A 22610-nucleotide genomic window follows, 5' to 3' on the forward strand; every position below is an offset into this window, starting at 1 on the left:
ACTATGTCGAACCAGCCCGTGCTCACGGTCGAGCACCTTGCCCTCACGATCGGGGGTGCCGTCATCATCGATGACGTGTCACTCTCGATCGCTCAGGGTGAGATGCTCGGCGTGATCGGCCCTAACGGGGCCGGCAAAACCACGCTCTTCAACCTCATTTCTGGGGTGATGACTCCCACCGGCGGAGTCGTCACGCTTGAGGGGCGTGACGTCACGAATCAGTCCATTGATGCGCGGGCCCGGGCTGGGCTCGGCAGAACCTTTCAAACATCCAGTCTCTTTCCGGCGCTCAGTGCGCTCGAGAATGTTCGCCTTGCAGCCCAAGTGAAACTGGGCGGCGCGACCTCGGTCATCCATTTTCCGCGGGCGCACGACAAAGCAACAACCATCGCTCGAGCTCGCCTCGACGAAGTGGGGCTCAGCCACCACAGCGAAACCGAAGCCGGGGTTCTTTCTCACGGCGACAAGCGCAAGCTCGAGATCGCGATGCTGCTGGCCACCGACCCGAGCGTGATCCTGCTCGACGAGCCGATGGCCGGTGTCGCTTCGGGCGACGTGGCCGGGCTCACCGAAGTGATCCGTCAGGTGCATCAGTCGGGTCGTACCGTGCTCATGGTCGAACACCACATGGATGTCGTACTCGGCCTGGTCGATCGCGTTGCGGTCATGCACCATGGCCAGCTTCTCGCCTGTGACACCCCGGATGCCGTGATGGCTGACGAAGCGGTGCAGAAAGCTTATTTGGGGGCTCCACTATGACCGAGATTGTGACCGAGTCGATTCTGTCGGTTGCTGGCTTGAGTGCGAGTATCGCCGGCCAGCAGGTTGTCGAAGACGTCAGTTTCGAGATGCTGCCCGTCGGCGTGACGGCGCTTCTGGGCCGTAACGGCGTGGGAAAGACCAGCACGTTGCGCGCCATCATGGGCTTGATCGAACGCTCCGGCGAGGTGACGATTGCGGGCCAGCGCGTTGATCGCGAACCCACTCATCGCATTGTGCAGCGCGGCGTCGGCTATGTGCCGGAGGACCGCGAAGTCTTTTCCTCGCTTACCGTTGCCGAAAACTTGCGGTTGGCCGAGCGCGATTCTTCGCCAAACCGCCAATTGATTCACGAACTTTTTCCTGATCTTACGGATCGGGCCGGCCAGCTTGCAGGCACGCTTTCGGGCGGTCAGCAGCAGATGGTGTCGCTTGCTCGGGCTCTCGTCAACGACAATCGTGTGCTCCTGGTCGACGAGCCCACCAAGGGTCTCGCTCCACTCATCGTGATGGATGTCGCTAAAGCTCTCGAGCGTGCGGCCCAGACGGTGCCGGTGCTACTCGTTGAACAAAACCTGCAGGTCGTGCGGATGCTCGCCGAGAAAGCCATTGTGCTTGAAGGCGGTCGCGTGGTCTACGACGGCAGTGCCGAAGAACTCTTGAGCAACGAAGCGCTCACGAAAGAACTGTTGGGGGTCGCATGAGCACCATAATTCTTCTGCTCATCACGGGCCTCGGGCTCGGTGCGCTCTACTTCTTGGTCGCCTCCGGCCTCTCGCTGATTTACGGACTCATGGGTGTGCTGAACTTTGCGCACGGCTCGTTCCTCACGCTCGGCGCTTTTGCTGGCTGGGAGCTGGCACGGCGGATGGACGGCAGCAGTTGGGGCACCCTCATCGCCTCGCTGGTGCTCGGAATGGCGGTCGGTGCCTTTGTGGCTGCCGCTACCGAGTTCCTTCTCATCCGACGGCTCTACAACCGACATATCGAGCAAGTGCTCGTGACGGTCGGTCTGGCTCTCGCCTCGGTTGCTCTCTTCGAGGGTATTTGGGGTACGGACGCGATCTATGTCACCGCCCCTGAATGGCTCTCGCAGACAACCGAAATCTTGGGCGCCCGCGTTCCTAACGATCGCTTCTTAATGATCGGCGCCGCGGTGCTGGTGCTGCTCGGTATTGTCGCCTTCCTGCGGTACACCCGCTTCGGGCTCATCATCCGGGCCGGCGTTGAAAACCGTTCGATGGTGACCGCTCTCGGTATCGACGTGCGCAAGGCCTTTACGGTCGTGTTCGCGATCGGTGGCGCTGCCGCAGGTCTGGGCGGAGTGCTCGCCTCGCACTACTTCGGCTACGTGTCGCCCCAGCTCGGTGGATCCCTGCTGATCTTCGCATTCATCGTCACCGTGATTGGTGGGCTTGGTTCGCTCGCGGGTGCCGCTATCGCTTCGGTTGTTGTCGCGGTGCTTCAGCAATTCGCTAACTACTTTTGGGGCGGAACTGGCGACTTGATGGTCGTCCTGTTGCTCGCCGTCGTGCTGTTGGTTCGCCCGACCGGAATCTTGGGGAAGAAAGCATGAAGTCGCTCTCGAAGTTGAGCCAGCGCACCTGGTGGATCGTCGGTGGCGTTCTCGTAGTCATCGCCGCTCTCTTGCCGTTGCTGAATATCTCGATCCCGGGTGTACTGCCCGGGGCAACCTACACGCCGGGCACGCTGCAACTGCTCGCCCTTGCGCTGCTCTTCGCCTCGCTCGCACTGAGCTACCACCTGCTGTTCGGTACCGCTGGGATGCTCTCCTTCGGTCACGCGCTGTACTTCGCTCTGGGGGCCTATGGCCTTGGCATCGTGCTGCACGAGACTGAACTGACACTGTTGCCGGCCCTGGGTCTTACGCTCGCGATTGTTATTACGGCGGCCTATTTGCTGGGCTCGTTGAGTCTGCGAGTGACCGGCATCTCCTTCGCGATGGTGACGCTGGCCTTCGCTCAAGCAGGCAACGTGCTCGTGCGCCGCAACCCCGGCATCACGGGCGGTGAAGAGGGTCTGCGACTCGACACCGAGCACATCCCGGATTTCTTCATTGGTGTCGTGAATACGCGCAACCTGTACTGGCTCGCGCTTGCGCTGCTCGTCGTCGTGTTCGTGGTTGTCGCCTGGTTCGAGAACTCCCGCGCCGGTCATGCGGTGACGGCCACGCGCGAGAACGAGTTGCGCGTGCGAGTGCTTGGCCTCCGCCCCTTCGGCGTCAAGCTCATGGCGTTTGTCATCGCCTCCGTGTTGGCGTCGCTCGTGGGAATGGTGCACTTGCTGCTGCAGAGCGGCACAACACCCCGCGCCACGTCTGCTGACTTCACCCTCACGATCCTCGTGATCGTGGTGCTCGGTGGTGTCGGCTCGCGCTGGGGCGCGATCGTCGGCGGCATCATTTACACCCTGCTTGATCAGCGCCTCACGGCACTGGCCAGCTCGGATGCCATCGACGGACTTCCGGCAATCTTGCGGATTCCACTCTCCGAACCGCTCTTTATCCTCGGCACGCTGTTTATCCTTGTGGTGTTGTTCCTTCCCGGAGGAATCGCCGGTGCGGTGCAGCGCCTCTCCACAGGCACCAGTCTCGCGCCGCAGAAGCGTCAGCGGCTCGAGGAGGCAGAATGACCCAGTCTGAAGGGCTACACACGCTCGGGCGGTGGACTGCCGATCGCGCCCTCGCTACGCCCGACAGAGTGGCCGTCGACGACCGCGGCGTCGTGCTGACCTACCGTCAACTGGATGACCGGGCCACGGCGCTCGCCGAAGCCTTCCTCGCGGGCGGCTACGGTGTCGGTGATCGCATCGCCACCATTACGGGCAACAGTTCGGACCACGTGGTCGTGTTCTTCGCGTGTGCCAAGGCCGGACTCGTGCTCGTTCCGCTCTCGTGGCGCCTGTCACCGCGGGAGATCGCTCAGCAGCTTGAGCAGGCTGATCCTGCACTGCTCCTCGTTGAGGACGAGTTCTCGACGCTGGGCACCCTCGCCACCGATCGTCTTGTCGCACCAATTGCTCGCGGTATCCTCGGCACCCACGGTATTGAGCGGGACATCGTGGCACCGTTGCGCAGTGAGGCAACGACTCCCGTGCATCGCCCCGTGCGCGACGAGGATGCCCTGCTCATCATCTTCACCTCGGGAACGCTCGACCAGGCCAAGGGTGCCATTCTCAGCCACGCTAATTGCTTTTGGACCAACCTCTCGCTTTCGCGCACGGCCGAGATCACGAGTGCCGACACGGTGCTGGCCGTCATGCCCCAGTACCACGTGGGCGGCTGGAACATTCAGCCACTGCTGGCCTGGTGGATGGGCGCGACGGTCGTGCTCGAGCGCACCTTCGACCCCGCTCGCGTGCTGCAGCTCATCGCCGACCGCCGCATCACCACGATGATGGGCGTGCCCGCCAACTACCTGATCCTCTCGCAGCATCCGCGATTCGCCTCGAGCGATCTCTCGAGCCTCGCGCACGCCATTGTCGGGGGAGCGCCGATGCCCGAACCGCTCTTGCGCGTGTGGCACAGCCGCGGTGTGGCCTTGACCCAGGGGTATGGCCTGACCGAGGCAGCGCCCAACGTGTTGTGTCTGCCCGATGAAGAAGCGCGCACGCGCATCGGTTCAGCGGGCAAGCCCTACCCGCACGTGGATGTCGACATTGCCGACCCCGTGACGGGAGAGCGCATCGAGGGTGCTGGCCAGGGCGAACTACTGGTCAAGGGCCCCGGAGTATTCAGCGGCTACTTCCGTGCCCCCGAGGCCACCGCGCTGGCGCTGCGCAACGGCTGGCTCGCCACCGGCGATCTTGTCAGCCGCGATTCCGAAGGCTACTACCGCGTTCTCGATCGCCTCAAAGACATCTTCATCACCGGGGGAGAGTCCGTTGCTCCCGCCGAGATTGAGGGCGTTCTCTTCGGGCATCCCGCGATCGCCGATGTGGCTGTCGTTGGGGTTCCCGATGAGAAGTGGGGCGAAGTCGCCGTGGCCTGGGTTGTCGTGCGCTCCGGAGCCTCCACGGATGAAACCGACGTACTCAACTTTGCGAGCGCCAGCCTGGCGAAGTACAAAGTGCCCCGGCGCGTGATCTTTACCGAACACATCCCACGGTCATCCAGCGACAAAGTTCGTCGCCGGGTGCTGCTGGGGCAATGGACAGAAGAGTCCGCACAAGCAGGACGGATCAGTTCATGAGCACACCACTCACCGCTCGCGGCACCCGCACCAAGGCGAAGCTCATCGAGGCCGCCGAAACGGTCTTTGCGCGCTACGGCTACACGGATGCCTCGGTCGTGCGCATCACCGAAGAAGCGGGCGTCGGCCAAGGAACGTTCTACCTGTACTTCGCGAGCAAGCTCGAGATCTTCGAGGAGCTCGTGGAAGACCTCAACCGCCGCGTACGTCGCGCCATGAGCGAAGCCTCGGGCGCAGCATCCAACCGCATCGAATCTGAGCGGGCCGGCTTTCGTGCGTTCTTCGAGTTCACCGCGGAACACCCCGCGCTCTATCGCGTGGTGCGCGAAGCAGAATTCGTCTCGCCCAAGTCGCTGCGCCTGCACTACTCGCGCATTGTCGACGGCTACATCGAAGGTCTCAAAGAAGCTCAATTGCTGGGCGAGATCGGCGACATCGACCCGACCGTTGCCGCCTGGGCCCTCATGGGCATTGGCGAAATGATCGGGATGCGCTGGGTGCTGTGGGGAGACTCAGCCGACGCCGGTAACGACGCCGACCCCACCGCCAGCGGCACCTCGCGCGTGCCCGACGACGTTCTCGATCAGATGATCACGTTTATCCGCCGCGCTTTGGCCGTTCCAGAGCCGAGCACCGAAGGAGTCGAGAAATGACCGATCTCACGGGCCGTCGCGCCCTCGTCACCGGTGGTGCGAGCGGTATTGGTGCCGCCTGTACCGTCGCACTCGCGAAAGCGGGAGCCCACGTGATCGTGGCTGACCTCAATGGCGATGCCGCTCGGGCTCAAGCCGAACTTGTGGGCGGCGAAGCCTGGCAGGTCGACCTGACCGATACGGCGGCGCTCGCCGACCTCTCACTCGACGTCGACGTGATCGTGAACAACGCAGGCATCCAACATGTGAATCCCATCGAGACGTTCGACCCCGTGATGTTTAGCCGCATCCTCGACCTCATGGTCGAGGCACCCTTCTTGCTCGTGCGAGCGGCTCTGCCGAAGATGTATGAACGCAGCTTCGGGCGCATCATCAACCTCAGCTCTGTTCACGGATTACGCGCTTCGCCCTACAAGTCGGCGTACGTCACCGCCAAGCATGGGCTTGAAGGCTTCTCCAAGGTCACCGCGCTCGAGGGCGGCGCCCATGGCGTCACGAGCAACTGCGTGAACCCGGGCTACGTGCGCACGCCACTCGTCGAGAAACAGATCGCTGATCAGGCCAAGGTGCACGGCATCCCGGAATCCGAAGTGGTCGAAAAAGTCATGCTCACCGAGAGCGCCATCAAGCGCCTCGTTGAGCCGGCTGAAGTGGCCGACCTCGTGCTGTGGCTAGCGGGCGACAGCGCCGGCATGGTCACGGGCGCTTCGTACACGATGGATGGCGGCTGGAGCGCACGATGACTGAACCACACACGACCATCACCGTTCCCGTCATCGGCGGCGAACTGACCGCGGCCGTCTGGGAACCCGAGTCGGAACCTGTCGCCACGATCCTTCTGATTCATGGCATTACGGCCTCTCATATGTCGTGGCCGCTCATCGCCGCGGCGTTCCCCAACTGTCGGGTTATTGCTCCCGACCTTCGCGGTCGCGGTGCGAGCCGCGACCTTCCCGCTCCGTTCGGGATGCCGCAGCACGCCGCCGACATGAACGCTCTGTTAGAAGCAACCGGCACTGACTCCGCGCTCGTCGTCGGGCATTCGATGGGCGGATTCGTCGCTGCAACCCTGGCGGCGCAGCACCCGGAGCGTGTCTCCAGCCTGCTCCTCATCGACGGCGGCTTGCCGATCCCAGCACCGGAGGGCACCTCGATGGAGGAGCTGCCGCAGGTGATTTTGGGCCCGGCAGCGGAGCGGCTTTCGATGACGTTCCCTGATCGAGAGAGCTACCAAGAGTTCTGGCGCGTGCATCCGGCCTTCGCCGACAACTTCACGTCGGCAGTGCGTGACTACGTCGACTACGACCTCGTCGGCTCGGCACCGCACCTGCACCCCGCGAGCTCGATCGACGCGGTGAGCTTCGATGCCTTGCAGTTGAGCGGGGACGCCCAGTATCGCGCGGCTCTCGAGGGACTCAGCATGCCCGTTCACTTCATTCGGGCACCGCGGGGTCTTCTCAATCAGGTACCGGCGTTGTATCCTCCGGAACAGTGTGACCACTGGCGGTCAGAGCTTCCTCATGTGGAATTTCACGAAGCGTCAGACGTCAATCACTACACAATTACTTTGACGCAACGAGGCGCAGATATCGTCGCGGGCGTCATGACTCAACTAATGGCGAACCAACCGCGGGAGGTCCGAGCGTGAGTATCGACAAGACAATGGGGTCGGCGGCAGAGGCGGTCGCTGATATTCCGAGTGGAGCATCCTTGGCAGTCGGCGGCTTCGGCCTGTGCGGCAACCCGATGGTGCTCATCCAAGCGCTGTTGGAGTTGGGCTCCGACGACCTCAGTATCGTGAGTAACAACTGCGGTGTGGATGACTGGGGGCTCGGCGTGCTGCTGGCCGCCCGCCGCATCCGCAAAATGACGTCGTCGTATGTGGGGGAGAACAAAGAGTTCGAGCGCCAGTTCTTGACGGGGGAGCTCGAAGTGGAGTTGACCCCGCAGGGAACCCTCGCCGAGAAGCTCCGGGCCGGCGGCTCGGGAGTAGCCGCGTTCTTCACGCAGACCGGCGTCGGCACTCAGGTAGCCGAGGGCGGCCTGCCGCGCCGCTACGACGGTTCGGGCGGCATTGCGATTGCCTCGCCGCAAAAAGAGGTCCGTTCGTTCGACGTCAATGGCACCGCCAAAGACTTCGTGCTCGAAGAGTCGATCACGACAGACTTCTCGCTCGTCCACGCGCTCAAGGGAGACCGCCACGGCAACCTTGTCTTTGCCAAGTCGGCGCGCAACTTCTCACCGCTCGCTGCGATGGCCGGGCGTATCTGTATCGCCCAGGTCGAAGAACTCGTCGAGCCCGGCGAGATTGATCCGGATGCCGTTCACCTGCCCGGCGTGTACGTCTCGCGAGTGATCGAAGTTGGCTCCGATGTCGAGAAACGAATCGAACGTCGCACAGTGCAGAAGGTGGTCGCATAATGGCTTTGACTCGCGAAGAGATGGCGGCACGTGCCGCTCTCGAACTGGCCGATGGCTCGTATGTGAATCTCGGAATCGGTCTTCCGACGCTCGTGCCGAACTATGTGCCGGAAGGTCGCACGGTGGTGCTGCAATCGGAGAATGGCATCCTCGGTGTCGGCCCGTATCCGACCGAAGAGAACGTTGACCCCGACCTGATCAACGCAGGCAAGGAGACGGTGACGACCCTCCCGGGCACGGCCTTCTTCGACTCCGCCATGAGCTTTGGCATGATCCGCGGCGGCAAGATCGATGCGGCCATCCTTGGTGCCATGCAGGTCTCTGTTGCTGGCGATCTTGCGAACTGGATGATCCCCGGCAAGATGGTCAAGGGCCCCGGCGGTGCCATGGACCTCGTGCACGGTGCAGCGCGCGTCATTGTGCTGATGGAACACGTCGCAAAAGATGGCAGCCCCAAGATCGTGAATGAGTGCTCGCTGCCCCTGACCGGCCGCGGTGTCGTTCACCGCATCATTACCGACCTCGCGGTCATCGACGTGACCGATCGCGGTCTCGTGCTTCGCGAACTCGCTCCCGGCGTTGACGAAGATACCGTGCGCGCCGCCACCGGACCCGAGCTCATTGTCGAGCTCACCGGCTAACCAGTTTCGCCACTTCCCGTAGTTCAACTCACCAAAGGACACACCATGGCTACCCTTCTCGACGGCATCGTTCAGCACAGCGTCACGACACCGCGCATTGTCGCATCGGTGTTGGAGCGCCCGGCCGACAACCCCACAGCGACCGTCGTGTTCGTGCACGGCAACGTGTCCTCGTCGCTGTTCTGGCAGCCAACAATGCTCGCGCTCGACAGCAGCGTGCGCGCACTGGCCATCGATCTGCGTGGTTTTGGTGACAGCGAAACGCTTCCCGTGGATGCCACGCGGGGCGTTCGTGATTTCTCCGACGACATCGCCTCGGTTCTCGACGCGCTCAATATCGAGCGGGCGAGCTTCGTCGGCTGGAGCATGGGCGGTGGGGTCGTTATGCAGTTCATGCTCGACTATGCCGAGCGCGTCGACACCGTCTCGTTTGTGTCTCCCGTCTCACCCTTCGGCTTCGGCGGAACCAAGGGTGCGAATGGCGAACTGCTGAACCCCGAGTGCTCCGGCACGGGCGGCGGGGGAGCGAATCCCGACTTCGTGGCCCAGCTGAACGCGGGCGATGCGGCCGACGAGTCGCCGACATCCGCTCGCATGGTGTTCCGCACGGCGTATGTGGCGGATGCCGCAGCCCACACCGAACACGAAGATCTCTGGGTCGAATCAATGCTCACGACCGCGACGGGCGAGGACAACTACCCGGGCGACTCGGTTGCTGTTGACGCCTGGCCTGGCTTCGGCCCCGGCGGACGTGGCGTACTCAACACCATGACACCCAATCACTTCAACGTCAGCGCCATTACTGAACTGCCCACGAAGCCGCGTGTTCTGTGGGTTCGTGGTCTGCAAGACGCGATCGTGTCGGATGCCTCAGGCTTCGATCTCAACTTCTTGGGGCAGCTTGGTGTTATCCCGGGCTGGCCCGGCGCAGAAGTTGCTCCGCCGCAGCCGATGATCGAACAGACTCGCGCGGTCTTCGAGCAGTACAAGGCCAATGGCGGCGAGTACACCGAACTGGCGTGGGAGAACTGTGGTCACTCCGCTCATCTTGAGCGTCCGGAGGAATTCGTGGCGGCACTGACTGCTCACCTCGGCGCGCGCTAGCGTTCCGCCGATGTTCAGGTGTCGGCTTTAGGATAGATGAGTGCCAGCAATCAATCTCGGAATGCCGAAAGTCCCCGAAGTCCTCGCTCCCCGTCGCAAGACCCGGCAGATCAAGGTCGGTTCAGTAGGCGTCGGTAGTGAGTCGCAAGTCAGCGTTCAGTCCATGACGACAACGCAAACCACCAATATCGATGCCACTCTGCAGCAAATTGCAGAGCTGACAGCATCGGGTTGCGACATTGTGCGCGTTGCTGTGCCTCATCAAGACGACGCGGATGTGCTGCACATCATTGCGAAGAAGAGCCAGATTCCGGTTATTGCCGACATCCACTTTCAGCCCCGTTACGTCTTCTCGGCGATTGATGCCGGAGTGGGCGCCGTACGCGTCAACCCCGGAAACATCCGCAAGTTTGACGACAAGGTCGGCGAGATCGCTAAGGCTGCCAAGGATGCGGGCACAAGCCTGCGCATTGGTGTCAACGCTGGTTCGCTCGAGCCGAGCCTGCTGCAGAAGTATGGCAAGGCCACGGCAGAGGCGCTCGTGGAGAGCGCTGTCTGGGAGGCAAGCCTCTTCGAAGAGCACGACTTCCACGACTTCAAGATTTCGGTCAAGCACAACGACCCCATCGTCATGGTCAAGGCCTACCGCATGCTTGCCGAGCGCGGTGACTGGCCGCTGCACCTCGGTGTGACCGAGGCCGGGCCGGAGTTCCAGGGCACGATCAAGAGCGCTACCGCGTTCGGCATCCTGCTCTCGGAGGGCATCGGAGACACGATTCGTGTGTCGCTGTCGGCACCTCCCGTGCAAGAAATCAAGGTTGGCCTGCAGATTCTGCAGTCGCTCAACCTGCGTGAGCGCAAGCTCGAAATCGTTTCATGCCCGTCGTGTGGTCGCGCTCAGGTAGACGTCTACAAGCTCGCCAACGATGTTACTGAGGGCCTTGAGGGCATGACGGTTCCGTTGCGCGTCGCTGTAATGGGCTGTGTCGTCAATGGACCGGGTGAAGCCCGCGAAGCTGACCTCGGTGTGGCCAGCGGTAACGGTAAGGGCCAGATCTTTGTCAAGGGTGAAGTCATCAAGACGGTTCCCGAAGCAGACATCGTGGCCACGCTGATCGAAGAGGCGAACCGCATCGCAGCAGAGATGCCTGCCGGTGCTACGGGAAGTCCGCAAGTTCTCACCCCGTAGGCGCACTACCATTGAGGCGTGTCTACACGTCTCTCTCAACTCTTTGTCCGCACGCTTCGCGAAGATCCCGTCGATGCTGAAGTAGCCAGCCACCGCCTTTTGGTGCGCGCCGGCTACATCCGTCGTCAGGCTCCCGGTGTTTTTGCGTGGTTGCCTCTCGGTCTTAAGGTTCGCCGCAAGATCGAGGCGGTCATCCGTGAAGAACTCGAAGCGTTTGGTGCGCAAGAAGTGTTGTTCCCGGCTCTGCTGCCGCGCGAACCCTACGAGCTCACGGGGCGTTGGACCGAGTACGGTGACGGAATTTTCCGCCTCAAAGACCGCAAAGATGCCGACTACCTGTTGGCACCCACGCACGAAGAGGTCTTCACGTTGCTCGTGAAAGACCTGTACTCGAGCTACAAAGACTTGCCGCTGTCGCTCTACCAAATCCAGGACAAGTACCGCGACGAGGCCCGCCCCCGTGCCGGTCTGCTCCGCGGTCGCGAATTCTCGATGAAGGACAGCTACTCCTTCGACTACACGGATGCCGGTCTCGACCTGTCGTACCAGCAGCACCGTGATGCCTACGAGCGTATTTTCACCCGCTTGGGCCTCGAGTACGTTGTGGTGTCAGCGGATGCCGGAGCGATGGGTGGCTCGAAGAGTGAAGAGTTCCTGCACCCGACTCCCATCGGGGAAGACACTTTCGTGCGTTCGGCTGGCGGTTATGCGGCCAACGTTGAGGCGTACCGCACGACTCCGCCTGAGGCGCAGCCGATCGAGGGCCTGCCTGCGCCGCTCGTCTTTGATTCGCCCAACACGCCCACGATCGACACCCTCGTTGCTCTCGCGAACGAGCAGCAGCCTCGCGCTGATCGTCCGTGGACGGCGGCCGACACCCTCAAGAACATCGTGCTGGCGCTCACCTCGATCGATGGCTCTCGCGAACTCGTCGTCGTTGGCCTCCCTGGCGACCGTGATGTCGACATGAAGCGTGCCGAAGTGGCGTTTGCTCCGGCTGAGGTCGAGCCCGCCACCGAGAAAGACTTTGCAGAACTGGCCAAGCTCGAGGGCAACCCCGGCTTCGTCAAGGGCTACATCGGTCCCTGGTCGCCCGAGGGCGCCGTTATCGGCGAGAAGTCGGCTACCGGAGTGCGCTTCGTTCTCGACCCCCGCGTTGTTGATGGCACCCAGTGGATCACGGGCGCCAATGTTCATGAGAAGCACGTTCTTGGCCTCGTGGCTGGGCGCGACTTCATCGCTGATGGCACCGTTGAAGTGGCGGATGTCCGCGCCGGCGATCCTGCTCCTGACGGAAGTGGTCCCATTGAGACCGCTCGCGGCATGGAGATCGGTCACGTCTTCCAGCTCGGCCGCAAGTACGCCGAGGTTCTCGGGCTCAAGGTTCTCGATGAGAACGGCAAGCTCGTCACCGTCACGATGGGTTCCTACGGAATCGGTGTCACGCGGTTGATGGCAGCAATCGCCGAGACTACGAACGATGGCAAGGGACTCCTCTGGCCCAAGAACATCAGCCCCTTCGACGTTCACATCGTCGCAGCGGGCAAGGATGCCGTGGTCTTCGAGACTGCGGAGACCCTCGTTGGTTCGCTCGAGAGCGCTGGCCTCGACGTTGTATTCGATGACCGCCCCAAGGTCTCGCCCGGCGTCAAGTTCGGCGACGCTGAGCTTCTGGGTGTTCCCATGATCGTGATCGTGGGCCGCGATGCTGCCAACGGAATGGTCGAAGTCTGGGATCGCGCTACTAACGAACGCACGAGTACGCCGGTTGCCGACGTCGTCGCTGCACTCACTAAATAAGCCAGCTAAACTAGCAAGTTCGGAGCCGCAGACGGTTCTGAGTCACAACCCCTAAATGAATATCGGAGGTCCTCAATGGATATCGACTTGAGCGTGCTGCGCATGATGGAGCGCGAGCGAGAGATACCGTTCGAAGAACTGGTGCAGATCATTGAGCAGGCGATTTTGAGCGCCTATCTCAAGCACGTTGAGGCTCCCGAAGGTAAGGCTGTCGAAGTACAGCCGACCGCTCGTGTTGTGCTTGACCGCAAAACCGGCCACGTGAGTGTCTGGGTCCCTGAGTACGACGAAGAGGGTGCGGTTATTGGCGAGGCTGAAGACAGCCCCAGTGATTTCGGACGTATTGCCGCGTTCGCAGCAAAACAGGTCATCAACCAGCGCTTGCGCGACATCGGTGACGACAAGGTTCTCGGTGAATTCAAAGGTCGCGAGGGCGACATCGTTGCCGGCGTGATTCAGCAGGGTCCTAACCCGCGCATGATTCACATCGACCTCGGCACCGTAGAGGCAATCATGCCTCCCGAAGAGCAGGTTCCCAGCGAGGAATACACCCACGGTGCGCGCATCCGCGTGTATGTCACCGCTGTGAACAAGGGCGACAAGGGGCCGCAAATTACGGTCAGCCGTACGCACCCCTCGCTCGTTCGCAAGCTGTTCGCTCTTGAGGTTCCTGAAATCGCGAGTGGACTCGTCGAAATCACTTCGGTTGCTCGCGAAGCCGGGCACCGCACCAAGATGGCGGTTCGTGCCACGGAAGCCGGCATCAACGCTAAGGGCTCGTGCATTGGCGAACTCGGTCAGCGCGTTCGCGCGGTTACCGCCGAGCTCAACAGCGAGAAGATCGACATCGTTGACTACTCAGAGAACCTCGCTGAGTTTGTGGCCAACGCGCTTTCGCCGGCTAAGGTATCGAGCTCCTACGTAATCGACGAAGCCACTAAGGCTGTTCGCGCCCTCGTGCCTGACTACCAGCTGTCGCTCGCGATCGGTAAGGAAGGTCAGAACGCCCGCCTTGCTGCCAAGCTCACGGGTGCTCGCATCGACATCCAGCCCGACTCTATTCTCGACGAAGACTAATCGTTCGCCCGGGTCGGCCCCGCTCGCCAGTGTGCGGCGGGGGTGACCGGGTGCGTTGCGCCGCTGCCCGCGCTCCTGATGGGCGCGGGGGAGTGCGCGATTGCAGAGTAGGGGTATTATGGATGCAGTAAGAACGTGTGTTGGCTGTCGCGCGAGCGCCAGCAGAACCTCGTTACTGAGGGTTGTCGCATCTCACGGTGCGGTGGTGGCCGACCAATCGGCCACACTTCCGGGTCGCGGTGCGTGGCTTCATCCCACAATTTCGTGTTTTGAGTCTGCAGTAAAACGCAGAGCTTTTGCGCGTGCGTTGAAGGTGGATCCACCGCTAGATACCGGAACACTTCTTTCAGTGTTAGCTGAATATGAGGCGGGACATCAACCGATGTCCCCTAACGAACAGGCTGATTGACCTATGGACAACTAATGAGCGGCTCGAAATGAGTTCCGTCCGTAATTAGTGGTCTGCCCCTGTCTGGGAGCAGACCCAGACAGGAGAAAAGTGGCTGCAAAACCACGCGTACACGAAGTCGCCGCCGAAGCTGGCGTCGATAGTAAGGCTGCCCTAGCGAAGCTCAAAGAAATGGGCGAATTCGTTAAGGGCCCATCCTCGAGCATTGAGCCCCCCGTCGCCCGACGGTTGAAGGCTGCTCTCGAGGCTGACGCCGCGAAGGCACCGGCCGCAGAAGAGAAGCCCAAGGCTGCTCCGAAGGCCGCACCCAAGGCCGCCGCGAAAGCGACGCCTAAGCCGAAGACCCCCATGCCCAGTGCACCGACCCCGGCGAACGTTGCTGAGGAAGCACCCGCTGCGGCACCAGAACCTGAGCAGCCTCGCGAGCCAGAAGAGGGAGCGGTTCCCGCTCCGTTGACGGTCGCTGAGCGTCAAGCACAGGCTCTTGCCGCCGAGAAGGCGGCAGCTGCTGAGAAGGCTTCCGCCGAGTCTGGTGCGAAGCCCAAGGGAGCGGCCGACGCGCCGAGCCCCTCCGCCGTTCCTCGTCCGGGTACGCCCCGTCCGGGAAACAACCCCTTCGCCTCTAACCAGGGAATGGGTCGTCCGGCACCCGCCGGCGGTGCAAGTTCAATTCCTCGTCCCGGCGCACCTCGCCCCGGACTTCCTCGTCCGGGCGCACCGCGTCCCGGTGCACCTCGTCCGGGCGCTCCGCGTCCCGGTTCGCCGCGCCCCGGCGCTCCGCGTCCCGGTGGACCTGGCCAGGGCCAGCGTCCCGGTGGCTTCGGTCAGCGCCCCGGCGGTCCCGGTGGAGCAGGTGCTGGTGCCCGTCCCGGCGCAGCTGGTGGCGGATTCCGTCCCGGTGGAGCACCGAACAACTTTGGTCCTAACCGTGCACCAGGAGGCGGCCGCGGCCGTGGTCCCGGTGGAGGTACCGCAGGTGCCTTCGGTCGCGGTGGCGGCAAGAGCAAGGCACGTAAGTCGAAGCGGGCGAAGCGGGCAGAGTTCGAACTGAGAGAAGCACCTTCGCTTGGTGGCGTTAGCGTCCCGCGCGGAAACGGCAAGGAAGTAATTCGCCTTCGTCGTGGTGCCTCGATCACCGATTTCGCCGACAAGATCGACACGAGCCCCGGAAACCTCGTCACCGTTCTGTTCCACTTGGGACAAATGGCGACAGCAACCGAGTCCCTCGATGAGGCGACCTTCGACATCCTGGGCGAGGAGCTCGGGTTCAAGATCGAAATGGTCTCGCCTGAAGAAGAAGACCGCGAACTGCTGCTCGGCTTCGACATGGACCTCGACCAAGAGCTGGAAGACGAATCGGACGATGAACTCGTCGTTCGCCCTCCCGTTGTCACGGTCATGGGTCACGTCGACCACGGTAAGACCAAGCTGCTCGACTCCATTCGTAACGCCAACGTTGTTGCTGGCGAAGCCGGTGGCATCACGCAGCACATTGGTGCGTACCAGGTCGTCAAGGAGCACGACGGTATCGAACGTCCGATCACGTTCATTGACACCCCGGGTCACGAAGCGTTCACCGCAATGCGTGCTCGTGGTGCTCAAGTAACCGACGTTGCGATCCTCGTGGTTGCAGCAGACGACGGAATCATGCCCCAGACGGTTGAAGCACTCAACCACGCTCAGGCAGCCAACGTTCCGATCGTTGTCGCGATCAACAAGATCGATAAAGAAGGCGCCAACCCCGCAAAGGTTCGCCAGCAGCTCACCGAATTCGGCCTCGTTGCCGAAGAATACGGTGGAGACACGATGTTCATGGACGTTTCGGCGCTCAACAACGTCGGTATCACCGAGCTGCTTGATGCTGTGCTCCTGACGGCGGATGCCGGACTCGACCTGCGCGCAAACCCCAACAAGGATGCTCGTGGTGTCGCGATTGAAGCCAAGCTCGACAAGGGTCGCGGTGCTGTTGCTACCGTGCTCATCCAGTCGGGAACGCTTGAAGTGGGAGACCCCATCGTTGCGGGTACCGCTTACGGTCGCGTTCGTGCAATGTTCGACGAAAACGGCGAATCGGTTACTCATGCGGAGCCTTCGCGCCCCGTTGCAGTGCTCGGTCTGACCTCCGTACCCAAGGCCGGCGACGTGTTCTTGGTTACCGATGACGACCGTATGGCTCGCCAGATCGCTGAGAAGCGCGAAGCAGCAGAGCGTAACGCCCTGCTGGCTCGTAGCCGCAAGCGCATCAGCCTCGAGGACTTCACGAAGGCCCTCGAAGACGGCAAGGTCGAATCGCTCAACCTCATCATCAAGGGTGACGTATCGGGTGCTGTTGAAGCCCTCGAAGAGTCGCTCCTCAAGATCGAGGTCGACGATTCCGTACAGCTGCGCATCATCCACCGTGGTGTGGGTGCTGTCACCGAGAGCGACATCAACCTCGCGACCGTCGACAACGCCATCATCATTGGATTCAACGTTCGCCCCGACCCGAAGGCACGCGAGCGCGCCGTTCGCGAAGGTGTCGACGTACGTTTCTACTCGGTCATCTACGCCGCACTCGAAGACGTCGAGAGCTCGCTCAAGGGCATGCTCAAGCCGGAATTCGAAGAAGTGCAGTCGGGTGTTGCAGAGATCCGCGAAATCTTCCGCTCCTCCAAGGTCGGAAACATCGCTGGTGTCATCGTGCGCTCGGGAACGATCACGCGAAACGCCAAGGCACGAGTTATCCGCGAAGGTGTCGTCGTTGGCGACAACCTCGCTATCGACTCGCTGCGTCGCTTCAAGGATGACGTCACTGAAGTTCGTACCGACTACGAAGCCGGTATCGGTCTTGGTAAGTTCAACGACATCCAAATCGGTGACGAGATCGAGACAATCGAAATGAAGGAAAAGCCGCGGGTCTAGCCTGTTGGCTTCTGACGGCAACCTGAGCAGGAAGCGGAGCTACACAGGCTCCGCAAGCTTCCTGCTCAGGTTGCCGTCAACGCCTCGGTACACCCCGAGGCAGTGAACGTTATAGAAGGAGTAGAGATGGTTGACGCAGCTCGCGCCGCGAAAATGGCGGACCGCATCAAGGTAATCGTTGCCAAGACGCTTGAGCGTGGCATCAGAGATCCTCGCTTGGGTTTCGTGACCATCACTGACGTTCGGGTAACCGGCGACCTCCAGCACGCCTCCGTGTTCTACACGGTCTACGGCAGCGACGAAGAACGTGCCGAAAGTGCCGCCGCTCTTCAGTCGGCGACCGGGCTCGTGCGCCGCGAAGTGGGAAAGAACCTCACCGCGCGTCTCACTCCGTCGATTCAGTTCATTGCCGATGGCATCCCCGAGAACGCGGCGCTCATCGACTCGCTTCTCACCGAAGCGCACAAGCGTGATGCTTCTGTTGAGGCGCTCAAGAAGACCGCTCAGTACGCGGGAGACGAAGACCCCTACGTGAAGCCGCGCGACATCGCCGCCGAAGAAGAGGCCGCTGGCTTCGACGACGACGATGATGACGAAGACGGTCACTACGTCAGCGGTAACGCTTAAGCGTTCTCCTTCAGGCCGCCTAAGCGGTTTGTGTGCTCCTCAGCGGTCGCCCTAGGGCAGAACGTAGCCCGAGCCTTCGGCGACGGCGAGTCCGTCTTTCAGAAGCCCAGCCAGTGCGCGCTCTCGCTGGGCGGCATCCGCCCAGACCTGCTCAATTTCGGCTGCCGTCACGGGGATATCGCTCGCGCGCAGCTCGGCGAGAATGAGCCCGCGCACCTGGCGATCCGAGCCTTCAAACTTCTTCTGCACGACCTGCTTCTTGCCCTCGTAGGCCGGGTAGCCCGCGGTACGCCACGCACAGAGATCACGTACGGGGCATTGCTCGCACAGCGGCTTCTTGGCGGTGCAGACAATAGCGCCGAGCTCCATGACGGCGGCGTTCGTTGCTTGAGCGGCAGCACGTTCCTCGGGGAGCAGGAGTTCCATTGCTGCGAGATCGCGCTTGGTCGACGGAGGACCGGCCTCCCCAACGCCATCTACAGCTCGAGCGATGACTCGTCGCACATTGGTGTCGACCACCGGATGCCGGTGCCCGTAGGCGAAAGCGGCCACAGCCCGTGCGGTGTAGTCGCCGATGCCGGGCAGCGCCAAGAGGGTCGGCACGTCTTCGGGCACCACGTTGTCGTGCTGCTCAGCGATCGCGGTCGCCGCGGCATGCAAATTGAGGGCGCGTCGGGGATAGCCAAGGCGCTCCCACGCTCGCACCGCATCGCCTGGAGCAGAAGCAGCAAGCGCTGCGGGCGTCGGCCACCGCTCAAGCCACTGCTCGAGGCGAGGGATCACCCTCACCACGGGAGTCTGCTGCAGCATGATCTCGCTGACGAGAATGCCCCACGCGCCAAAATCGTCGTGACGCCAGGGCAGGTCACGCCCGGCTTCAGCAAACCACTCGCGAATCTGGCGCGAAAGTTCAGCGCGATCCGGCGCAGGTGCAGCAGCGGTCACTGCTGTGTTGCGGCGGCAAACCGTGCTACGGCGTCGTCGATGCTCAGGAAGTTGCCGGTGGCTTCGACGTCGTGCACAAGCTCGACCATGAGCGCGTTCACGGGAGCTTCGCGACCACTTTCTTGCGCTGCTCGCACTACGGCACCGTTGAGGGCATCCACCTCGCTCGGTTGGCCGCGACGAATGCTCTGCAGGGTGGAGCCAGGGTTCGGGGTACGGCCCATGCGCCGGCTCATCGCCCGCGGGATGAGCTGGCCCAACCACAGTGGCGAACTCGCAAGCTTGCGCAGGCGACGGTGGGAGAGTCCTTGGAGGGTCTCGAAACGGATTCCTTGGGCGAGAGCGATCTTGGCGGTCTCGCGCATGCTTGCGGTCATGATGCGACGCAGCCGGGCGTCGGCGATGACCTGTTGCACGCTGAGTCCGGTAATGGCGGGGAGCGCGTTGACCTGATTGATGACGAGCTTGGTCCACTGAGCACCGCGAAAGTTCGGCACGGCAAAGGTGGGCATAACGGCGTTGAGCACGTCAGCGGCGTAGCGAGCAGGCACGTCGTTGTCGCCGGCAACGCCGAGGTAACTCGGGCCCGCAGCAGTCACGTGGATGGTGCCGGGGGAGAGGAACGAGGAGGCGAAGGTGGCGAGCCCGCCAATGATGTCGGATCGCGGCGAGGCGTGGGCAGCGGTTTCGAGGGAGTCGAGACCGTTCTGGAAGATGACGACAGGAACATCGCGCACGAAACGAATATTGTCGCGAAGGGCTTGTTCGGCGTCGTGCGCTTTCGTGGCCACGATGACGAGTTCGTTGACGCGGCTGAGGGTTGCGGCGGCACGGACCCGGGACACGCTATCGCCCCACGCTCCTGTGAGCGTGAGGCCTGACTCTCGAATGGTGTGGAGGTGGGCGCCACGTGCCGTGACTTCGACATCATTGCCGGCGCGCGCGAGTAATCCTGCAATTGCGCCGCCGACGGCACCTGCCCCAATAATGCCGATTCGCATAGCGGCAGTCTAGGCGCAGCGGATGAAGATATCTCGTCAGGGCGGTGCAGGGACACGCGCGCGTAGGCGGCGTCAGAATTGGCTAAAGTTGATGGGCTACCCATCCGGGGTCGCCAGGGTGGAGGGAATCGCATGGCTAAGCCGCCGCGCAATCCTGCCAGTGGAATCTTGTTTGTCGACAAGCCCCAGGGCATCACGAGTCACGGCGTTGTCTCGCGCGCCCGCAAGTCGGTCGGCACCCGCAAAATTGGGCACGCTGGCACTCTCGATCCGATGGCGACAGGGCTCCTCGTTCTCGGGGCGAACAACGCCACGCGACTACTCACCTACCTCGTCGGCCTCGATAAGCAGTACACCGCGACGATTCGACTGGGAGCATCCTCCACCACCGACGACGCCGAAGGCGAGCTTTCTGAACCGGTGGATGCCGCGGCTCTCGCCGCTGTCAGCGACGAAGACATCGCGCACGCCGTCGCCAACCTCACCGGAGCTATTTCGCAGCGCCCGAGTTCCGTCAGCGCCATCAAGGTTGATGGCAAGCGTGCGTACACTCTGGCGCGAGCAGGCGAAGACGTCGTTCTCGCAGAGCGCACGGTCACTGTTTCTCGCTTCGAAGTGCTCGAGACCGCGCGCGGAGAGTTCATCGATCTAAAGGTTCTGGTCGATTGTTCGTCGGGCACTTACATCCGGGCACTGGCTCGTGACCTCGGCGAGGCGCTCAACGTCGGTGGGCACCTGACGGTGTTGCGCCGCACCAAGGTTGGCCCGTTCTCTGTGGAGAACGCGAGCGCTCTCGATTCCGATCTGGAGACGCAGTTGGTTGCTCCTGCCGTGGTCGCTGCCCAACTTTTCGAGACCGTGCAGCTGGATGCCGAGCAGTCGAAAGATCTCTCCGACGGCAAGCGAATCGCGCTTGAACCGCAGCAAGCATCACCCATCGCCGCGCTCGCGCCCGATGGTCGCCTTCAGGGGCTCATCCACATCGTTGATGGGCGCGCCCGCGTGCTCTCTAATTTCCCGCGCGATGCGCAGCCTCTCGAACCTCAGGAGCATACTGCTACTGAGGGCGAGCCCGCTTCTGAGGAAGGAACCCCGAACAATGGTTGAGTGGTTTGTGTGGGTGCAAGTAGTCATTGCGGTTCTGGCCGGAACGGCCGCCGTTATCGCCGGCTTTGCCAAGGTCACGCCCAACGATTATTCCTTGGGGGCAACGCTCCTCGTTGAAGCACTGCTGATCGTGCAGCTCGTCATGGCCATCGTCGCTCCTTTCTTGGGCAACGTGGCTACCGGTAGCGCCCTTGAGTTCTGGATCTACCTGGTGTCGGCCATCCTGATTCCACCCGCCGCCGTTATGTGGGGCCTCATCGAACGCAACCGCTGGAGCACCGTGATTCTGGGGGTCGCGTGTTTGTCGATCGCTGTGATGGTCTACCGCATGAGCCAGATCTGGTTTGTGCAATTGGCCTAGCCAAGAGCGCCTAAAGTTGAGAGAGATGACAAGCACACGTTCTTCGACTGCCTCGGGTATTGGCCGAGTACTCATTGCCGTCTACGCCGTGATGGCGTTGGGCGCTACCGCGCGTTCGCTGTTTCAGATTGCGACGAAGTTTGACGAGGCTCCCTTCGCCTATCTCTTGTCGGCGGTAGCCGGGCTCGTGTACATCGTTGCGACTGTTGCGCTGATCCGTTCGGGGCGCACGTGGTATCGAGTTGCCGTTGTCGCGATCGTGTTTGAACTTGTAGGAGTTATCACAGTCGGCACGCTCAGCCTCGTGGATGCCGTGCTGTTCCCAGCAGACACCGTCTGGTCGGCTTTTGGAGCTGGCTACCTCTTCATCCCACTCGCTCTTCCCGTGCTTGGCCTTATCTGGCTGTACCGGGTACGTATCGCTGAGGGGCGTCGCTGATATGGATCTCTTCGAATCACTGGATGCCGTACCCGAGGCGTACGGCCCGGTCGCCATCACGATCGGCAAGTTCGACGGCGTGCACAGCGGTCACCGTGCCGTGCTCGCGCGTCTGCGTGAGGTCGCGGCTGACCGCGGATTGCGTTCGGTCGTGGTCACGTTCGATCGCAACCCCATGAGCTTGCTGAACCCCGCTGCATGCCCGCAACCCTTGCTGAGCAAGGAACAAAAGCTTGAGCGTCTGGCCACGACCGACGTCGACGGCTCGCTCGTGCTGACCTTTGACCGGGCGCTCAGCGAGGTCTCGGCCGAGGACTTCGTCTCGACGGTACTCGCCGGGGCGCTCGACACGAAGGTTGTTCTTGTCGGTGCTGATTTCCGCTTCGGCGCTCGCGGCGCTGGCGACGTGGCACTACTGCGCGAACTGGGCGAAGTGCATGGCTTCGAGGTTGTCGTCATTGACGACATCGCTCTCGAAGAGGGCCGCCGGGTCTCGTCCACTTTCGTGCGTGAACTGCTGTCGGAAGGTCGGGTGGCTGAGGCTGCGCAGTTGCTCACGGCAGCTCACTCTGTGAGGGGCGTCGTCGTGCTCGGCCAACAGCGCGGGCGCGAGCTCGGGTATCCGACCGCTAATCTCGATCGCAACTCGGAAGGGTTCATTCCGGCCGATGGCGTCTACGCCGCGTGGCTCGTGGTTGACGGCGTTCGCTTCGCCGCCGCTGTCTCTATCGGCAACAACCCGACTTTTGACGGGGTGCCTGAGAAGCAAGTAGAAGCCCACGCTCTCGACCAAGATTTCGACATTTACGGCAAGCGAGTCGAGATCGAATTCGTCGAATATGTGCGCGGGATGGTCAAGTACACAACGGTTGAAGCCCTCATCGATCAGATGTGTCTCGACGAGGTCGCCGTGAGAGAAATCTTGGGCGTCCCCGCGAAAGAGACGCCCAAGAAGTAGGTCGTAC

At 62.2% G+C, this 22610-nt stretch carries 23 protein-coding genes; 21 read left to right on the plus strand and 2 right to left on the minus strand.

The genetic code is table 11. The features are described from left to right. Nucleotides 1-3 precede the first annotated feature (3 nt). From CLV85_RS12650 to rbfA, 17 genes are all read left to right on the plus strand, one after another. Complete coding sequence (locus CLV85_RS12650) at nt 4-759, plus strand: ABC transporter ATP-binding protein (RefSeq protein ID WP_100390003.1); 756 nt, start codon at nt 4-6, stop codon at nt 757-759. Further along, the gene (locus CLV85_RS12655) at nt 756-1463 is read left to right on the plus strand and encodes an ABC transporter ATP-binding protein (RefSeq protein WP_189621858.1); all 708 of its coding nucleotides are present in this window, start codon (nt 756-758) and stop codon (nt 1461-1463) included. The genes CLV85_RS12650 and CLV85_RS12655 overlap by 4 nt, the downstream gene beginning before the upstream one ends. Beyond that, the gene (locus CLV85_RS12660) at nt 1460-2335 is read left to right on the plus strand and encodes a branched-chain amino acid ABC transporter permease (protein ID WP_100390004.1); all 876 of its coding nucleotides are present in this window, start codon (nt 1460-1462) and stop codon (nt 2333-2335) included. Before CLV85_RS12655 ends, CLV85_RS12660 begins: the two co-directional genes overlap by 4 nt. Beyond that, complete coding sequence (locus CLV85_RS12665; RefSeq protein WP_100390005.1) at nt 2332-3411, plus strand: branched-chain amino acid ABC transporter permease; 1080 nt, start codon at nt 2332-2334, stop codon at nt 3409-3411. Before CLV85_RS12660 ends, CLV85_RS12665 begins: the two co-directional genes overlap by 4 nt. Next, a complete protein-coding gene (locus CLV85_RS12670; RefSeq protein ID WP_100390006.1) occupies nt 3408-4970 on the plus strand; it encodes a class I adenylate-forming enzyme family protein in 1563 nt (520 codons plus the stop codon). Before CLV85_RS12665 ends, CLV85_RS12670 begins: the two co-directional genes overlap by 4 nt. After that, nucleotides 4967-5623 carry a TetR/AcrR family transcriptional regulator gene (locus CLV85_RS12675; protein ID WP_100390007.1) on the plus strand — a complete coding sequence of 219 codons (657 nt, stop codon included), beginning with the start codon at nt 4967-4969 and terminating at the stop codon, nt 5621-5623. Before CLV85_RS12670 ends, CLV85_RS12675 begins: the two co-directional genes overlap by 4 nt. Further along, nucleotides 5620-6366 carry a 3-hydroxybutyrate dehydrogenase gene (locus tag CLV85_RS12680; RefSeq protein WP_100390008.1) on the plus strand — a complete coding sequence of 249 codons (747 nt, stop codon included), beginning with the start codon at nt 5620-5622 and terminating at the stop codon, nt 6364-6366. Before CLV85_RS12675 ends, CLV85_RS12680 begins: the two co-directional genes overlap by 4 nt. After that, on the plus strand, nt 6363-7271 hold the full coding sequence (locus CLV85_RS12685; RefSeq protein WP_229820459.1) for an alpha/beta fold hydrolase: 909 nt from the start codon (nt 6363-6365) through the stop codon (nt 7269-7271). Before CLV85_RS12680 ends, CLV85_RS12685 begins: the two co-directional genes overlap by 4 nt. Nucleotides 7272-7285: 14 nt before the next feature. Then, nucleotides 7286-8044 (plus strand): CoA transferase subunit A, encoded by a 759-nt coding sequence (locus tag CLV85_RS12690; RefSeq protein ID WP_100390128.1) that lies wholly within the window; start codon nt 7286-7288, stop codon nt 8042-8044. Next, the gene (locus tag CLV85_RS12695) at nt 8044-8685 is read left to right on the plus strand and encodes a CoA transferase subunit B (RefSeq protein WP_189621860.1); all 642 of its coding nucleotides are present in this window, start codon (nt 8044-8046) and stop codon (nt 8683-8685) included. Before CLV85_RS12690 ends, CLV85_RS12695 begins: the two co-directional genes overlap by 1 nt. Nucleotides 8686-8730: 45 nt before the next feature. Continuing rightward, nucleotides 8731-9789, plus strand: a complete 1059-nt coding sequence (locus CLV85_RS12700) for an alpha/beta fold hydrolase (RefSeq protein WP_100390009.1) — start codon at nt 8731-8733, stop codon at nt 9787-9789. 40 nt (nt 9790-9829) lie between these two features. Next, nucleotides 9830-10978, plus strand: a complete 1149-nt coding sequence (gene ispG, locus CLV85_RS12705; protein ID WP_189621863.1) for a flavodoxin-dependent (E)-4-hydroxy-3-methylbut-2-enyl-diphosphate synthase — start codon at nt 9830-9832, stop codon at nt 10976-10978. Nucleotides 10979-10996: 18 nt separating this feature from the next. Beyond that, on the plus strand, nt 10997-12778 hold the full coding sequence (locus tag CLV85_RS12710) for a proline--tRNA ligase (protein ID WP_100390010.1): 1782 nt from the start codon (nt 10997-10999) through the stop codon (nt 12776-12778). A gap of 75 nt (nt 12779-12853) precedes the next feature. Then, entirely contained in the window at nt 12854-13855 is a 1002-nt protein-coding gene (nusA, locus tag CLV85_RS12715) for a transcription termination factor NusA (RefSeq protein ID WP_100390011.1), read from the plus strand. Between the two features lie 118 nt (nt 13856-13973). Further along, the gene (locus CLV85_RS12720; RefSeq protein WP_100390012.1) at nt 13974-14264 is read left to right on the plus strand and encodes a YlxR family protein; all 291 of its coding nucleotides are present in this window, start codon (nt 13974-13976) and stop codon (nt 14262-14264) included. Nucleotides 14265-14354: 90 nt separating this feature from the next. Next, entirely contained in the window at nt 14355-17165 is a 2811-nt protein-coding gene (gene infB, locus CLV85_RS12725) for a translation initiation factor IF-2 (RefSeq protein ID WP_100390013.1), read from the plus strand. A gap of 126 nt (nt 17166-17291) precedes the next feature. Further along, entirely contained in the window at nt 17292-17792 is a 501-nt protein-coding gene (gene rbfA, locus CLV85_RS12730) for a 30S ribosome-binding factor RbfA (protein ID WP_100390014.1), read from the plus strand. 51 nt (nt 17793-17843) lie between these two features. Here the strand turns inward: rbfA and CLV85_RS12735 are convergent, their stop codons facing one another. Both CLV85_RS12735 and CLV85_RS12740 read right to left on the minus strand, forming a co-directional pair. Next, nucleotides 17844-18737: an HhH-GPD family protein gene (locus tag CLV85_RS12735; protein WP_189621867.1), complete on the minus strand. Its 894-nt coding sequence runs from the start codon at nt 18735-18737 to the stop codon at nt 17844-17846. After that, nucleotides 18734-19738 (minus strand): ketopantoate reductase family protein, encoded by a 1005-nt coding sequence (locus CLV85_RS12740; protein WP_100390015.1) that lies wholly within the window; start codon nt 19736-19738, stop codon nt 18734-18736. Before CLV85_RS12740 ends, CLV85_RS12735 begins: the two co-directional genes overlap by 4 nt. Nucleotides 19739-19870: 132 nt before the next feature. Here CLV85_RS12740 and truB point away from each other — a divergent pair, with 132 nt between their 5' ends. Genes truB through CLV85_RS12760 form a run of 4 tightly spaced genes read left to right on the plus strand, consistent with a single transcriptional unit; the run spans nt 19871 to nt 22603 of the window. Next, nucleotides 19871-20845 carry a tRNA pseudouridine(55) synthase TruB gene (gene truB / locus CLV85_RS12745; RefSeq protein WP_100390016.1) on the plus strand — a complete coding sequence of 325 codons (975 nt, stop codon included), beginning with the start codon at nt 19871-19873 and terminating at the stop codon, nt 20843-20845. Beyond that, nucleotides 20838-21206, plus strand: coding sequence for a hypothetical protein (locus CLV85_RS12750; protein ID WP_100390017.1), 369 nt, complete (start codon nt 20838-20840; stop codon nt 21204-21206). Before truB ends, CLV85_RS12750 begins: the two co-directional genes overlap by 8 nt. A 25-nt stretch (nt 21207-21231) precedes the next feature. Further along, entirely contained in the window at nt 21232-21645 is a 414-nt protein-coding gene (locus tag CLV85_RS12755) for a hypothetical protein (RefSeq protein ID WP_100390018.1), read from the plus strand. A 1-nt stretch (nt 21646) separates the two neighbouring features. After that, complete coding sequence (locus CLV85_RS12760) at nt 21647-22603, plus strand: bifunctional riboflavin kinase/FAD synthetase (protein WP_100390019.1); 957 nt, start codon at nt 21647-21649, stop codon at nt 22601-22603. The last annotated feature ends 7 nt before the right edge of the window (nt 22604-22610 follow it).

Origin of the sequence: Salinibacterium amurskyense, assembly GCF_002797685.1 — a bacterium.
GTDB classification, from domain to species: domain Bacteria; phylum Actinomycetota; class Actinomycetes; order Actinomycetales; family Microbacteriaceae; genus Rhodoglobus; species Rhodoglobus amurskyensis.